A 13,644-nucleotide genomic window follows, 5' to 3' on the forward strand; every position below is an offset into this window, starting at 1 on the left:
TCCGTCGTTCCGTACGGTACGGGGCGACGGAGGAGGACACATGGCAGGGCTGCGTTTGGGACCGTTGCTGCGGTTCGTCGACTGGGAGGCGGGTGGCACGGCGACGGTCTGGGTCGAGGCCGACCGGGCCTGCACGGCAGAGGTCCGCTGCGCGGACGGTGCCGGCGGCTCCGCGCCCACGTTCCGGGTCGCCGATCACTTCTACGCCCTGGTGCTGGTGACCGGCCTCACCCCGGGCACGACCACGGAGTACGAGGTACTGCTCGACGGCGACCGCGTCTGGCCGCTGGAGCACTCGGCCTTCCCGCCGAGCACCATCACCAGCCCCGAGGCCGGCTCCACGGCCGTGACCGTCTCCTTCGGCTCCTGCCGCTGGGCGGCCCCGGCGGCCGAGGACCACGACCCGGTGGGCCCCGACGCCCTCGACACCCTGGCGTCCCGGCTGGCCACCGCCCCGGCCTCCGAGCGCCCCGACGTCCTGCTGCTCCTCGGTGACCAGGTGTACGCGGACGAGACCTCCGAGAGCACCAGGGAGTGGCTGGCGAAGCGGCGCGATCTCGACCAGCCGCCCGGCGCCGAGGTCACGGACTACGAGGAGTACACCCACCTCTACGACGAGTCCTGGCTCGACCCCGATGTGCGCTGGCTGCTGTCCACCGTCCCGAACTGCATGATCTTCGACGACCACGACCTGATCGACGACTGGAACACCAGCGCCGCCTGGGTGTCCGACATGCGCACCACCGACTGGTGGCAGAAGCGCGTCACCAGCGGATTGATGTCGTACTGGGTCTATCAGCACCTCGGCAATCTCACGCCCGCCGAGCTGGAGACCGACGAGACGTACGCGGCCGTGCGTTCCTCGCCCGACGGCACCGAGGAGCTGCGGGCCTTCGCCACGAAGGCGGACACCGATCCGGCCTGTGTGCGCTGGAGTTACCGCCGCGACTTCGGCCGGACCAGACTGCTGATGGTCGACAGCCGCGCCGCCCGGGTCCTGGAGGAGAAGAGCCGCGCCATGCTGGACCCGGGTGAGGCCGCCTGGGTACGGGAACAGGCGCTGGACCGCAAGGGTTCGTACGACCATCTCCTCGTCGGCACCTCGCTGCCGTGGCTGCTGCCTCCGCTGATCCACGACGCCGAGAGCTGGAACGCGGCGCTGTGCCGCGGCGAGCGAGGCGAGCGCTGGGCGCGGATCGGCGAGAAGCTGCGCCGTGCGGCCGACCTGGAGCACTGGGCGGCCTTCCCCGACTCCTTCGAGGAGATGGCCCGGCTGTTCGCCGAGACCGGCACGGGCGAGGGCGCACCGGCGACGGTCTGTGTGCTGTCCGGCGATGTCCACCATGCCTACGTCGCCGAACCCGACTGGCGCGGCAAGCCCGGCCCGGACGCCCATGTGGTGCAGCTGACCTGCTCGCCCGTGCACAACTCCGTACCCCGGTCCATGAGGTTCGGATTCCGCTTCGGCTGGAGCCGGTTGGGGCGGCGGCTCGGTCATGCGCTGGCCCGCCACGGCCGGACGGGCCGTCCGCCGGTCCACTGGGACCGCACGGGCGGACCGTGGTTCGGCAATCAGCTGATGACACTGCACCTGCGTGGCCGGGCGGCCCATCTGCGCCTGGACCAGGCCCAGATGGGCGACGGCGGGGTGGGTGCGCGGCTGGTGACGGTCGACGAACGCGAGCTGACCACGGCCCGTGACCCTTCCCACAGCACAGGGTGATCCCTCCCCCAGGGGTTCGACTCACGGCGGACCCCCGGCATGATGTGGCGGACGCTCCGCTTCCGAGCGCGCCTCAATGCCGGGGAGTTTCCGCTTTGTCCGACGTACGCGACGTATGGTCCACCGCTTCGCCCCCTCGTGCCCTCGTCCGTGCCCACGCCGTCGCGATCGTCGGCGCGGGCCCCCGCGGCACGTCGGTCCTGGAGAGACTCTGCGCCTCGGTTCCGGAACTGAGGCCGGGGACACCGCTGACCGTCCATCTCGTCGACCCCGCGCCCCCGGGCGCCGGGCGCGTCTGGCGCACGGACCAGCCGGCGGAGCTCCTGATGAACACGGTCGCCTCCCAGGTGACGGTGTTCACGGACGCCAGCGTCGGCTGCGAGGGCCCGATACGCCCGGGGCCGAGCCTCTTCGAGTGGGCGGCCGCCCACACCGACGAGGATCTCGGCCCCGACGACTACCCCACGCGCGCCTGTTACGGCCGCTATCTGGAGTGGGCGTTCCGGCGCGCGGTCGCGGGTGCACCGGAGTCCGTGACGGTCCGGGTGCACCGGGCACGCGCGGTGGCACTGGCGGACGACCGGCACAGCGACGAGCCGGACCCGCCACAGACCCTGGCCCTGGACGACGGCACGACGCTCACCGGACTGAGCGCGGTGGTGCTCGCCCAGGGCCATCTGCCGGTCGTCGGACGGCAGACGCAGGCGCATCTCGCCGAGTACGCGTCCCGTCACCCGCGTCTGCGCTACGTCGCCCCCGCCAACCCGGCGGACATCGACCTCTCCGGCATCGAGCCCGGCGAGCGGGTGCTGCTGCGCGGCCTCGGCCTCAACTTCTTCGACCACATGGCCCTGTTGACGACCGGCCGGGGCGGCGCGTTCGTCCGCGACACCTCCGGAACGCTCGTCTACCGGGCCTCGGGCCGTGAGCCGCGGCTCTACGCGGGATCGCGGCGCGGGGTGCCGTACCAGGCACGCGGAGACAACGCCAAGGGCCCTTCCGGCCGTCATGAACCGCTCGTTCTCACGGCCGAGGTGATCGCCGCCTTCCGCGACCGTGCGGCCGCAAGCACTCCGCCGGACTTCCTCACCGAGATATGGCCGCTGGTGGCCAAGGAGGTGGAGACGGTCCACTACGAGGCGCTGCTCGACGCGGCCCCCGGCTTCCGGAGCCGTTTCCTCGCCGCGCCGCACGGGAGCGCCGAAGAGGCCGCCGTACTGGACGAGTTCGGCGTCCCGGCCGCCGGCCGCTGGTCGTGGGAGCGGCTGTCCCGCCCGTACGCGGGTGAACGGTTCGGCTCTCCGCGCGAGCACCGCGCCTGGCTGCTGGCCCATCTGCGGCAGGACGCGGAGCAGGCGGCCCTCGGCAACGTGGCCGGCCCGGTGAAGGCCGCGCTCGACGTCCTGCGGGATCTGCGCAACGAACTGCGCCTGATCGTGGACCACGCGGGCCTCTCCGGCACGTCCCGCCGCGATCATCTGGACCGCTGGTACACGCCGTTGAACGCCTTCCTCTCCATCGGGCCGCCGCGCCGGCGCATCGAGGAGATGACCGCGCTCGTGGAGGCGGGCGTGCTGGAGGTGATCGGCCCGCGGACGGCCATGGGCACGGCGGACGGGCGCTTCACGGCGCACTCCCCCGATGTCCCGGGCTCGGCGGTGACGGCGACGACGCTCATCGAGGCGCGGCTGCCGGAGCCCGATCTCCGGCGCACCAGCGACGCGTTGCTGAGCCGGCTGATGATGACGGGCCAGTGCCGGCCGCACGCGGTCGACGGCTACGAGACGGGCGGACTGGACGTCACCCGGCGTCCGTACCGCCTGGTGGACCGACGGGGGCGGGCGCACCCGAGGCGCTTCGCCCTCGGCGTGCCGACGGAGGGGGTGCACTGGGTGACGGCGGCCGGTGCGCGCCCCGGTGTGGACTCGGTGACGCTCGCCGACGCGGACGCCGTGGCCCGGGCCGCGCTGCGCACGTTGCCCCTACGTGAAGTTCGCGTGAGAAAAGAAGTCCGGCCGAATGTTGAACTTGCAAGCATTGATTAGGTCGACCTAACTTGTAGGCGAGCTCCACCTCTCGTCCCCCACACCGCAGGAGTCCCCATGGCCAACACCCAGTTGACCTCCCGGCTGAACCAGTACCAGCCCTACGCCCTCGGCCTGTTCCGCATCGTCGTGGGCCTGCTCTTCGCCTGCCACGGCGCCAACACGCTCTTCGGCGTCATAACCGACGGCGAGACGATCGCGGCCGGCAGCTGGCCGAAGGGACCCGCCGCGGTGATCGAGCTGATCGGCGGCACCCTGGTGCTCCTCGGGATCGGAACCCGCAGCGCCGCGTTCCTCTGCTCCGGCGCGATGGCGTACGCGTACTTCTCGGTGCACCAGCCGGAGGGCCTCTTCCCTCTGGAGAACAGCGGTGGCGAGCCGGTGCTGTTCTGCTGGGCCTTCCTGCTCCTGATCTTCACCGGCCCGGGCGCGCTCGCGGTGGACAAGCTGTTCGCGGCGCGTGGCACGAACCGCAGCGAGGGCGAGCAGCGGACCACGGTCTCCGCCTGATCCCGATCCGCAGAAGGCAGACCGCAGAACGCAGACCGCCGAGCGCCCGCGTCCGCACGAAGGGGACGCGGGCGCTCAGGCGTGCGGAGGCGGGGAGTCCGCTGCAAGGAGAGGTTCTCGGGCTCCGGCGAACCCCCGCAGGAGCGGAGGCGAGGGCTCCGCCCAACCCCGGCAGGAGCGGCGTAATTCCCCATTCCGGGCAGACGTGATGATCACAACATCAGTACCCCCCAAGCGATCTCGGGGTGAACCTCAGGCGTACGCTGTACAGCTGTACTGCCGCCCCTGCCGCTCCCCTGCGACGTCGCGGCGTTGTTCACGAACCGGGGAGTCAAGGTGCTCGAGAGCATGGGGTCGCTGACCGGCAGCCCATGGATTTATGCCGTGGTGGCCCTGTCCGTCCTCCTCGACGTCTTCCTTCCCGTCCTGCCGAGCGGCGTCCTGGTGATCACCGCGGCGACCGCCGCGGCCGCCGGAACCACCGCGACCGCCACGTCCGTGGCGAACGCGGCCGGTCAGGTCCCCCGCGAGGTCCCCTCGCTCCTCGTCCTGGTCCTGTGCGCGGCCACCGCCTCCGTCCTGGGTGACCTCGTCGCCTACCGCCTGGCCTGGCGCGGTGGCGACCGCTTCGACCGCGCGATCGCCAAGTCCCGTCGCCTGACCAGTGCGCAGGCGAGGCTCGGTACGGCCCTGAGCCGTGGCGGCGGCACGCTCGTCGTGATCGCCCGTTTCGCCCCGGCCGGCCGCTCGGTCGTCTCCCTGGGCGCGGGCGCGGCCCACCGCAAGGTGAAGGAATTCCTGCCCTGGTCGGCGCTCGCGGGCGTGGCCTGGGCGGGCTACAGCGTCGGCCTCGGCTACTTCGGTGGCCAGTGGCTCGGCGCGACCTGGGTCGGCGCGGCCGTGTCCGTGTTCGCGCTGGCGGGCGCGGGGGCACTGGCGGCCTACGTCATGCGGCGTCCGACGCCGTCGCCTGCTCCTGAGACCGCTTAGCGGCGCCACCGCCGCCGCGGATCTCGAGCCCGTCGAGCAGTCGGCCGGTCGCCTCCGCGATCGCCTCGACGGCCCGGTCGAACACCTCCTGGTTGTGCGCGGCGGGCGCCCGGAAGCCGGACACCTTCCGCACGTACTGGAGGGCGGCGGCGTGGATGTCGTCCTCGGTGGCCTCTTCGGGGAGGACGGGCGGACGGAGAGTCTTGATGCTGCGGCACATGTGTCCCAGTGTGCCTCGCGGGTCCGACAGCGGCCATGCCGCTCATGATCGATCCCCTGTGCGCGGCCCGGTGAAGCGACGGACGTAGCGCCGCTGCCAGGGTGTCTCCACGGCGTGGGAGTCGTAGTGCTGCCGCACATAGCGCACGGCGTCCTCGGCGGGCACCCCGTCGAGGACGGCGAGACAGGCGAGCGCGGTCCCGGTCCGCCCCCGCCCACCCCCACAGGCGATCTCCACCCGCTCCCGCGCGGCCCGCTCCCACGCCTCCCGCAGCACCTCGCGGGCGGCGCCGCGATCACTGGGCAGCCGGAAGTCGGGCCACTTCAACCATGTGAAGTCCCAGTCGACTTGGGCCGGCGGCTTCCCGAGCAGATACACCCCGAAGTCGGGAACACGCCCATCGGGCAGCCCTTTCCGCAGCCCGCGCCCCCGCACATACCGGCCGGAGGGAAGCCGCAGTACGCCGGCGTCGGTGGGATTCCAGGTCTCGATCACGCACTCAACGTAACCGCCGACGGCCGGGAGCGGGGTACGGTCCGGTCGAGTACCGGGAGGACGAACGGTCCGACCACCGCGTACACACGGCGCGCCTGCTCGCCCGCCTACTCCCCGGCCTTGTCCGCGAAGGTGTCGGCGGCGCGCTGGATGCCGGCGACGTAGTCGCGCCACCACGCCTCGTCGCCGATCTCGTCGTGATCGGGACCGCCCCGCCCGTCGATGAGCTCGCGGACGACATCGGCGTGCCCCCCGTGCTGCGCGGTCTCGACCACCATCCGCACGAGCAGAACGCCCAACGTGGTCTCGCGCCGCTCCTCGGGCCAGTGCGCCACCCACCCGGGAGCGTCCAGCCCGAGCTCCTCGACGGTCCGGTCACCGTGCGCGCAGGCCCGCTCGTAGAGCCCGATCAGATACTCACTGGACTCGTCGGCGGTAGCCCACATGTCGGCGCCGTCCCAGAGCGACCCGTCCTCGACCCACGCCATGGTCTCGGGCGCCGGCCGCTTGAACGACTCCCCGAGATACACGTACTCCACACCGGCCAAGTGCTTGACGAGCCCGAGCAGATTGGTCCCGCTGGGCGTGAGGGGCCGCCGCAGGTCGTACTCGCTCAGCCCCTCCAGCTTCCCCAACAACCCGGCCCTGCCGGCCTTCAGCTTGCGGTGCAGCTCTTGCTTGAGATCGACCATGCTCTCCCCTGGTGCCGACGCCGAACTGTGCGGGGCGCCAGGGTACGTGCCCCCGTGGCGTGACCGTCAGCGCACGACGTGATCACTCACCCCGAGATCCCTGCGCATGACCGTGCGCAGACGGCCGATGGCGCCGTCGAACGCCTCGTCCAGTTCCCTGTACGACGCGCTGTCCGCGTCGGCCCCGGCGACAAGGCAGTCCCGTGTCTCCCTCAGGACCAGGAACGCCGCCTGAGAGGCATCGATCACCTCGAGCGGCGCGAGGATGGCGAGTTGGTGCCGGAGCTCGTACGCGCCCGGCGACAGAAAGAGCTCTCGTACTCGCCGAGCGCGCTCCTCCACGGGCTGTACCGCGTGCGCGTACTCGCTGAGGGCGGTCCGCATCCGTGACAGCGCGGCCGAGTAGTCGGCGTACAGCTGTTGCCGCGTCGCATGTGCCTGGGTGATGCGGTCACGACGCCACCGGAGACGCTCGGCGAGCAGCGTGGACCCGACTCCGATGACTGCTCCGAGCGCGGTGCTGACCGGCGATATCCATTCCATGGCCCGTCAGCCTAGGGAGGATGACGGGCGGAACGAGCCCCTCCCGCAGGACGCTTCCCGGGTTGGCCGCATCCGGCCCGCCGCCCGCTCGGACAGCGGTCACACAGCCAGCGCCACCTGCTCGCCCTCCACCGGGTTCCCGTAGTGGGCCCAGATCTGGTTCAGCTCGTGCTGGTAGTAGAGCGAGTGCAGACCGGCAATGATCCCGAGGATGACCCCGATCCACGGATTGCAGGTGGGCTGCAGCCCGGCCGAGGTCTGCATGCGGGCGATGCGCAGCCCGGTGTTGTAGACCGACACGAAGGGCGGGACGATCACCAGCCAGCCGATGGTGACGGCCAGCACGGACAGCATCGGATCGACCTCGATCCGCTCGTCGAAGTCGCGGGCCTCGCGATTCACCTTGTAGTACCAGACCAAGTGGTAGATACCGAGGGTGATCAGCGGCCACACCAGCCACACGAGGAAGATGTTGCGGGGTTTGCCGGCTCGACCTGACACGACGCACCTCCTGTTCCTCCAGTGCATCACGCGGAACGCGAACGCGCGCGCTCTGCACATGGGCGGCGGAGGCGCACATCGGAAGTCCAGAGGGTGGGGCGGGGACGAGGCCCGAGGGACCTGAGCTGCGGGCCGACCGTCGTCAGACGGATGCCCCCGGACGGCCGGGCTCGTCCTGGTTCCCCTTCAAACACACAGCGACGCGTTCGCGGACCATGTCGACCTCCACGATCTCGACGGTCACCTCCTCACCGACGCCGACCATCTCCCCCAGGCCCTGAGCCGCACGCTGTCCCGGGAGTTCGGGGACGGTCATCACTCCCTCGAAACCGTGGAGGTCGACGAGCGCCTCGGCCTCGCCGATCGACATCACGATGCCCGAGCAGATCTGACCGCGCTGCAACGCCTTGATCGCGGCCCACCGGATGTCGCTCGGTGTCGGGTCGGTCCTCCAGCGCGCTCGCAGCACACCGTCGTCATCAGGCAGCACGGCAGTGAACAGCGGATGGCGCTCATCGACGGTGATCGGCAACACCGCTGCTGCGCGAGCGCCGTCGAGGAGCGCGGCCAGTTCCTCGTACGCGTCCTCGTCCGCGAAGACGCTGGTGATCCGCCCGTCCTCGTCCTCCCGGACGAGCTCGATCAGGCCCTCCTCCGGGAAGGCGTCTCGTACGGCGTCGAGGTCCGTGGACAGGTCCGGCCACACGGTCAACCGCGCCCGAGGCACGAGCCGGGCGCGGACCGCGTCAAGATTCGCCTGGGTGATGCGGTGCCATCGGGAGACGTTGTGGACGTTTCCCTCCTCCAGGATGCCTGCTTCACCTGTGGCGACGCACCAGGCCACCCGTGCCCAGAAGGCATCGTCGGCGGGACGCTGCTCACCGGGCTCCTCGTCGAACGACGCATCGTAGGCAGACGCATCAAGTCGCTCGGCGAACAGACCGAGTTCATGGGTGTGGGCCACCGCCCGATCGCAAGACCCGCCGCTGCCGACGTAGACGTACTGGTCCCATCCCACGTCGACGAAGAAGCGCCCCTCCACTTCGAGACGGCACCAAGCACCGTTGTCGCGCAGCATGGCCCGGAGCAGTTCCGACGCCACCGCGAGGGAAACCTCCGCCCCGTCGTGAAATCCGGTCAGGTCGGGCGCGAAGTGACCGGCCAGGCCGTACCCGTCGATCGGGGGCTCCAGCCCGAAGTGGACGGGTACGGAGATCAACGGCTCGCGTATGGCCAGGTACTGAACCGCGCTGTCCTCGGCGAAGGCAGCAACGGCCGCCAGGTAGGCGGCTTCGACGCTCCCGTGGTCGCTCCCCGTGTCCTCGGAGCCGGTGTAGTACCCGTGCTCATTGCGATCAGCCGGATCGTACTTGGTGACGCGGTAGACGTAGGGCAGCACGTTCACTGCCCCGCGACGGAAACATCAAGGGGCATACGGACTCCTTGGCCGGAACCGAACTCACTGAGCGCCCCGGCGAGTCTGCCACCGGCCCGCCTTCCACGACCACGGGTTAACGTCGGCCGCTCCCGCGATCACTGCGTCGCCTCCGCCCTCCTCCACGAAGCGAGAAACCGCAAGCCCTCTTCGGACGACGAGCCGGGCGCCGCGGTCATCACCATCAGCTGCTGATCCGGGTCGGTCGTGCAGCCGAGAATCTCCCAGTCGAGCGTCAGCGCACCGACCACCGGGTGATCGAGGGCCTTGGTCCCGCACGCCTTGTGCGCGACATCGTGCGTCGCCCACCAGATGCGGAAATCGGGGTCCTTCACCGACAGCTCACCCACGAGCGCGGCGAGCCGGGGGTCATCCGGATACTGCATCGCGTCCATTCTGAGATATGCCACGCAGGTGCGCGCCGTGCTTTCCCAGTCGGTGAAAGGCGACGGACATCCGGGTCGAGAAATGCGAGGCGCAGATAGTTCCGCTCGGGCTGGGACAGCGCGGAGAAATCCGTGATGAGGGCAGCGGCGAGCGAATTCCACGCCAGCACGTCCATGTGCCGGCCGAGGACAAGGGCGGGAGCGTCGGAAAGCAGGTCCAGCAGCCGCTGCAACTGCGGACGGACACGCTGCGCGGGCCGCCTCGTGGCTCGGCCCCCGCGCTTCGCCGCCAGCCCGCGGAGGTACACGGTCTGGTCCTCGTTCAACCGCAGCGCCCGGGCCAGGGCTGCCACGACCGGCTCCGAGGCCTTGAGCCGCCCCTGTTCCACCCGCGTGTAGTAGTCGGTACTGATGGCGGCCAGCTGGGCCACCTCCTCCCGGCGCAGTCCAGGCACTCGCCTCAGTGCTCCGGAGTCGGGCAGGCCGACATCGGCGGGCGCGAGTTCGGCGCGCCGGGTTCTGAGGAATTCGCCGAGCTCGTTGCGCTGCGCGTCTGCGGTACCCATGCCTTCCAGTGTCGCAGCCGACGGCCTGTCCGTGAGGGGGAGAAATCTTTCCCAGGAACGATCGTTCCTGGGAAAAAGGCCACTCTTGTTCCTCTCCTGACCCCGTGTGACCGTGAATGACGTGACCGGCCGTACGGGCCTCATCCATGACACACACGAAACCTGCGAATCAGGAAAGAGAAACACCATGCTTCCCATCGATGTGCAATTCCAGAGCAATGGGCTGGCCATTGCCGGGCACCTCTACCTCCCCGACGACCACGTCGAGGGCGACCGGCGCCCCGCCGTCGTCACCTCGCACCCCTTCGGCGGTGTGAAGGAGCAGACCGCCGGCCTGTACGCGCGGAAGCTCGCCGCGGAAGGCTTCGTCACGCTCGCGTTCGACGCGAGCTACCAGGGCGAGAGCGAGGGCGAACCGCGCTTCCTGGAGAACCCGTTCGCCCGCGCCGAGGACATCAGGAGCGCGGTGACCTTCCTCGCCACGCTCGACCAGGTCGATCCGCACCGCATCGGCGCGCTGGGCATCTGCGCCTCGGGCGGCTACGTCCCGTTCGCGGCCACGACCGACCACCGGATCAAGGCGGTGGCGACCGTGAGCGCGGCGGACATCGGCGCGCTGTTCCGTGAGGGACTTGGCGGCGGACAGGACGAGCAGGTCCTTCAGGACATGCTCGCGGCCGCCGCGGACGCCCGTACCGCCGAGGTCACGGAGGGCACCTTCCGGCTCGACCCGGTGGTCCCGGACACCCCGGAAGACGCGGCCGGCTGGCCGACCCTCTACCGGGAGGGCCAGGACTACTACCGCACGCCCCGGGCCCAGCACCCCAACTCCCCCAACCGGTACCTGTTCCGCAGCGTCGACCAGATCGCCCAGTACTCCTCCTTCGACATGGTCGATCTGATCTCTCCTCGTCCCCTGCTGATGATCGCGGGCACCGAGGCGGACACCGCGTACTTCAGCCGTGAGGCGATCGCGAGGGCCCGCGAGCCCAAGGAACTCTTCTGGGTGGAAGGGGCGTCGCACATCGACCTCTACGACCGGGACGCGTACGTGCCGGCGGCGGTCGCGAAGCTGACCGGCTTCTTCAAGGAGAACCTCGCGGCGGCCTGATCCCCCGAGTCCGGCACGGCCGACCGGGGCGATCGCGGGTGGGGCCAGCGCGGGTACCGCCCCGAACGAGGGTTCCGTCGATGGGCGACGGAACCCCTCGTCGCGTACCGGCGGCATCCTCGTGGCCGGGCGCGACAGACCAGGGCGTCAGGCCTTGGTGAGTTGCTGCGTGAAGAAGTCCGTCAGTTTCGCGACGGCGGTGGGCACGTACTCCTCCTTGTCGTAGAGGTCGATGTGCGTGGCGCCGTCGATCCAGAAGAGTTCCTTCGGCTCCCCGGCCTTCCCGATCGCCTCCCGGCTGAAGTAGGCCGTGTCCGCTTCGGTGCCTGCGATCATCAGCAGCGGACGCGGGGAGATGAGGTGGATCAGGTCGTACGAGGAGTACTGGGCGATCTGGTCGACACTGCGGAAGACCCAGCGATTGGGTGAGTTGGGGTGCTGGGCCCGGGGCGTGCGGTAGTAGTCGCTGCCCTCGCGGTACAGCGTGGGCGCGTCCTTCGCCTCCTCCGGCGTGTTGGGGACGATGGGCTCCAGGTGGGGCTCCTTGCCCAGGGCCTCGTTGGTGCGGTCCTCGCCGGCCTGGTCGAGCATGCCGCGGATGACGTCCTCGCTCTGACCGCCGCCGAGACCCTCACGGAACAGCCCGCCCATGTCGGCGGCACTGACGGTGGCCACGGCCTTGATGCGGTGCTCGGTCTGGGCCGCGTAGGGGACGTAGCCGCCCGAGGCACAGATGCCCAGCGCACCGATGCGCCCGGGATCGACCTCATCGCAGACGGACAGGAACGTCACGGCGCTCTTGATGTCCTCGGCGCGGGCGAACGGGTTCTCCAGGAAGCGCGGTTCGCCCTCGCTCTCGCCCTGGTAGCTCGCGTCGAACGCGAGGCTCACGAACCCCTGGTCGGCGAGCCGTTGGGCGTAGAGGCCGGCGGTCTGTTCCTTGACGCCGCCGTAGGGGTGCGAGACGACGACGGCGGGCCGGCGCTCCGACTCGGTGTAGTCGTCGGGTGTGTAGAGGTTCCCCGCGAGCATGAGGTTGTTGCTGGGGAACTGCACTGCGGTCTTCATTGCGTCTCCTGCACTGACGGTGAGGGACGAGACCTGGCCCGCTGTACGGAGCGGACCCGAGGGTCCCCGGTAGCTCTGGAGGTGCAGATCCAGGCTTTTTGGGCTATACCATCCTCAACCCTCACATGCCACTCGGGACGGCGCAAACGTGGCGGAGGCCCGCCGCGGTCCGGCGCTCCCGGGGCGTCTCGCCGGACCCGTCGCCCCAGGTCGTGGCCCCGCCCTGCGCCGTAGCATGGCAGGAGGGCGCCGCCGCGGACCGCACGGCGACGGGCACCAGGGCACCAGGGCACCAGGGCACAGGGCACCAGGGCACCAGGGCACCAGGGCACCAGGGCACCAGGGCACCAGGGCACCAGGGCACCAGGGCACCAGGGCAATGATCACCGGCCGACAGCCGCCGGGCGTGCCGCCGAGTCGTGACGAGCGACGACAGGAAGACCCCATGACCGCCTCGTACGAAACCATCGACACCAGCGTGGACGGCAACGTCCTGACCGCCGCCTTCAACGCACCGCCCATGAACCTCATCGGCCCCGAGGTGGTGCGGGACCTGGTCTCGCTCCTCGACGACCTGGCGCAACCGGACGCCCCACGCGTGGCCGTCTTCGAGAGTGCGGACGCCGAATACTTCTTCCCGCACGTCGACATGACGAAGGTCGCCGAGTACACCGCCGAGGCCGCGAAGGCCGGAGGCCCCGGCGACGCCTCCCTGGGAATGCTGTTCCGCAAGCTGAGCCGACTTCCGGTCGTCACCATCGGCAAACTGCGCGGCCGCGCCCGGGGAGCGGGCAGCGAGTTCCTCCTCGCCTGCGACATGCGCTTCGCCTCCCGGGAGAACGCCGTCCTGGGCCAACTGGAAGTGGCGGTCGGAGCTCCTCCGGGCGCGGGCGCGATCCAGCACCTCACTCGGCTGCTGGGCCGGGGCCGGGCGCTCGAGGCCGTGCTGACGTCGTCGGACTTCGACGCGGACCTCGCCGAACGCTATGGATGGATCAACCGCGCCGTTCCCGACGCCGAACTGGACGCGTTCGTGGCAGGCATGGCCGCGCGCATGGGCGGCTTCCCCCGCGATGCGCTGATCGCGGCCAAGTCGGCGATCAACGACATCAGCCTTCCGGCCCCTGCCGACGTACGCGCGGACGCAGCGCTGTTCCAGCAGCTCGTCCGGAGCGAGACGGCGCAGCAACGCGTGGCCGAATTGTTCGAGCAGGGCTTCCAGACCCGGGGTGCCACCGAACGGGACCTCGGAGACGCCTTGGGCACCATCGGCGGATCGGCGGGCCGGTAAGGGGGCTCGGACTCCGGATCTCGGACGGCCTGGCACAGTCAGGCAGTCCACCGGCCGCCGATTGGCCC

Annotated in this window: 13 protein-coding genes and 1 pseudogene; 6 read left to right on the forward strand and 8 right to left on the reverse strand. The window is 70.4% G+C overall.

Annotation, left to right across the window (positions count from 1 at the left end):
• Positions 1–40 precede the first annotated feature (40 nt).
• The 4 genes from OHA05_RS10730 (at position 41) to OHA05_RS10745 (ending at position 5,268) form a co-directional block, all read left to right on the forward strand.
• Positions 41–1,723, forward strand: coding sequence for an alkaline phosphatase D family protein (locus OHA05_RS10730; protein WP_328860428.1), 1,683 nt, complete (start codon positions 41–43; stop codon positions 1,721–1,723).
• Positions 1,724–1,818: 95 nt separating this feature from the next.
• Positions 1,819–3,768 carry an FAD/NAD(P)-binding protein gene (locus OHA05_RS10735; RefSeq protein ID WP_443043664.1) on the forward strand — a complete coding sequence of 650 codons (1,950 nt, stop codon included), beginning with the start codon at positions 1,819–1,821 and terminating at the stop codon, positions 3,766–3,768.
• A 57-nt stretch (positions 3,769–3,825) separates the two neighbouring features.
• Positions 3,826–4,278 (forward strand): DoxX family protein, encoded by a 453-nt coding sequence (locus OHA05_RS10740; protein ID WP_313946556.1) that lies wholly within the window; start codon positions 3,826–3,828, stop codon positions 4,276–4,278.
• Between the two features lie 336 nt (positions 4,279–4,614).
• Positions 4,615–5,268: a DedA family protein gene (locus OHA05_RS10745; RefSeq protein ID WP_313946555.1), complete on the forward strand. Its 654-nt coding sequence runs from the start codon at positions 4,615–4,617 to the stop codon at positions 5,266–5,268.
• On the opposite strand, the gene OHA05_RS10750 is transcribed toward OHA05_RS10745, so the two are convergent.
• From OHA05_RS10750 to OHA05_RS10780, 7 genes and pseudogenes are all read right to left on the reverse strand, one after another.
• Positions 5,225–5,488 (reverse strand): DUF2277 domain-containing protein, encoded by a 264-nt coding sequence (locus OHA05_RS10750; protein ID WP_313946554.1) that lies wholly within the window; start codon positions 5,486–5,488, stop codon positions 5,225–5,227. The genes OHA05_RS10745 and OHA05_RS10750 overlap by 44 nt on opposite strands.
• Before the next feature lie 42 nt (positions 5,489–5,530).
• Positions 5,531–5,983: a protein-tyrosine phosphatase family protein gene (locus OHA05_RS10755; RefSeq protein ID WP_328860429.1), complete on the reverse strand. Its 453-nt coding sequence runs from the start codon at positions 5,981–5,983 to the stop codon at positions 5,531–5,533.
• A 107-nt stretch (positions 5,984–6,090) separates the two neighbouring features.
• The gene (locus OHA05_RS10760) at positions 6,091–6,675 is read right to left on the reverse strand and encodes a DinB family protein (protein WP_313946552.1); all 585 of its coding nucleotides are present in this window, start codon (positions 6,673–6,675) and stop codon (positions 6,091–6,093) included.
• 66 nt (positions 6,676–6,741) lie between these two features.
• On the reverse strand, positions 6,742–7,218 hold the full coding sequence (locus tag OHA05_RS10765) for a hypothetical protein (protein ID WP_328860430.1): 477 nt from the start codon (positions 7,216–7,218) through the stop codon (positions 6,742–6,744).
• Positions 7,219–7,317: 99 nt separating this feature from the next.
• Entirely contained in the window at positions 7,318–7,719 is a 402-nt protein-coding gene (locus OHA05_RS10770) for a DUF4234 domain-containing protein (protein ID WP_327684462.1), read from the reverse strand.
• Positions 7,720–7,861: 142 nt separating this feature from the next.
• Complete coding sequence (locus OHA05_RS10775) at positions 7,862–9,124, reverse strand: S1 RNA-binding domain-containing protein (RefSeq protein WP_328860431.1); 1,263 nt, start codon at positions 9,122–9,124, stop codon at positions 7,862–7,864.
• A gap of 128 nt (positions 9,125–9,252) precedes the next feature.
• Positions 9,253–10,106: pseudogene (locus tag OHA05_RS10780) on the reverse strand (helix-turn-helix domain-containing protein).
• A 187-nt stretch (positions 10,107–10,293) separates the two neighbouring features.
• On the opposite strand from OHA05_RS10780, the gene OHA05_RS10785 reads away from it, so the two are divergent.
• A complete protein-coding gene (locus OHA05_RS10785; RefSeq protein WP_328860432.1) occupies positions 10,294–11,217 on the forward strand; it encodes an alpha/beta hydrolase in 924 nt (307 codons plus the stop codon).
• 147 nt (positions 11,218–11,364) lie between these two features.
• Here the strand turns inward: OHA05_RS10785 and OHA05_RS10790 are convergent, their stop codons facing one another.
• The gene (locus OHA05_RS10790) at positions 11,365–12,285 is read right to left on the reverse strand and encodes an alpha/beta hydrolase (protein WP_313946548.1); all 921 of its coding nucleotides are present in this window, start codon (positions 12,283–12,285) and stop codon (positions 11,365–11,367) included.
• 445 nt (positions 12,286–12,730) lie between these two features.
• Here OHA05_RS10790 and OHA05_RS10795 point away from each other — a divergent pair, with 445 nt between their 5' ends.
• Entirely contained in the window at positions 12,731–13,576 is an 846-nt protein-coding gene (locus OHA05_RS10795) for an enoyl-CoA hydratase/isomerase family protein (protein ID WP_328860433.1), read from the forward strand.
• Positions 13,577–13,644 lie beyond the last annotated feature (68 nt).

Source organism: Streptomyces sp. NBC_00306, assembly GCF_036169555.1.
Taxonomy (GTDB): Bacteria; Actinomycetota; Actinomycetes; order Streptomycetales; family Streptomycetaceae; genus Streptomyces; species Streptomyces achmelvichensis.

What these genes read in the sequence shown, in the direction of transcription:
- OHA05_RS10750 (WP_313946554.1), bottom strand. Translation starts at nt 5,488, where the DNA reads ATGTGCCGCAGCATCAAGACTCTCCGTCCGCCCGTCCTCCCCGAAGAG.
- OHA05_RS10765 (WP_328860430.1), bottom strand. Translation starts at nt 7,218, where the DNA reads ATGGAATGGATATCGCCGGTCAGCACCGCGCTCGGAGCAGTCATCGGA.
- OHA05_RS10785 (WP_328860432.1), top strand. Translation starts at nt 10,294, where the DNA reads ATGCTTCCCATCGATGTGCAATTCCAGAGCAATGGGCTGGCCATTGCC.
- OHA05_RS10790 (WP_313946548.1), bottom strand. Translation starts at nt 12,285, where the DNA reads ATGAAGACCGCAGTGCAGTTCCCCAGCAACAACCTCATGCTCGCGGGG.
- OHA05_RS10795 (WP_328860433.1), top strand. Translation starts at nt 12,731, where the DNA reads ATGACCGCCTCGTACGAAACCATCGACACCAGCGTGGACGGCAACGTC.
- OHA05_RS10740 (WP_313946556.1), top strand. Translation starts at nt 3,826, where the DNA reads ATGGCCAACACCCAGTTGACCTCCCGGCTGAACCAGTACCAGCCCTAC.
- OHA05_RS10760 (WP_313946552.1), bottom strand. Translation starts at nt 6,675, where the DNA reads ATGGTCGATCTCAAGCAAGAGCTGCACCGCAAGCTGAAGGCCGGCAGG.
- OHA05_RS10730 (WP_328860428.1), top strand. Translation starts at nt 41, where the DNA reads ATGGCAGGGCTGCGTTTGGGACCGTTGCTGCGGTTCGTCGACTGGGAG.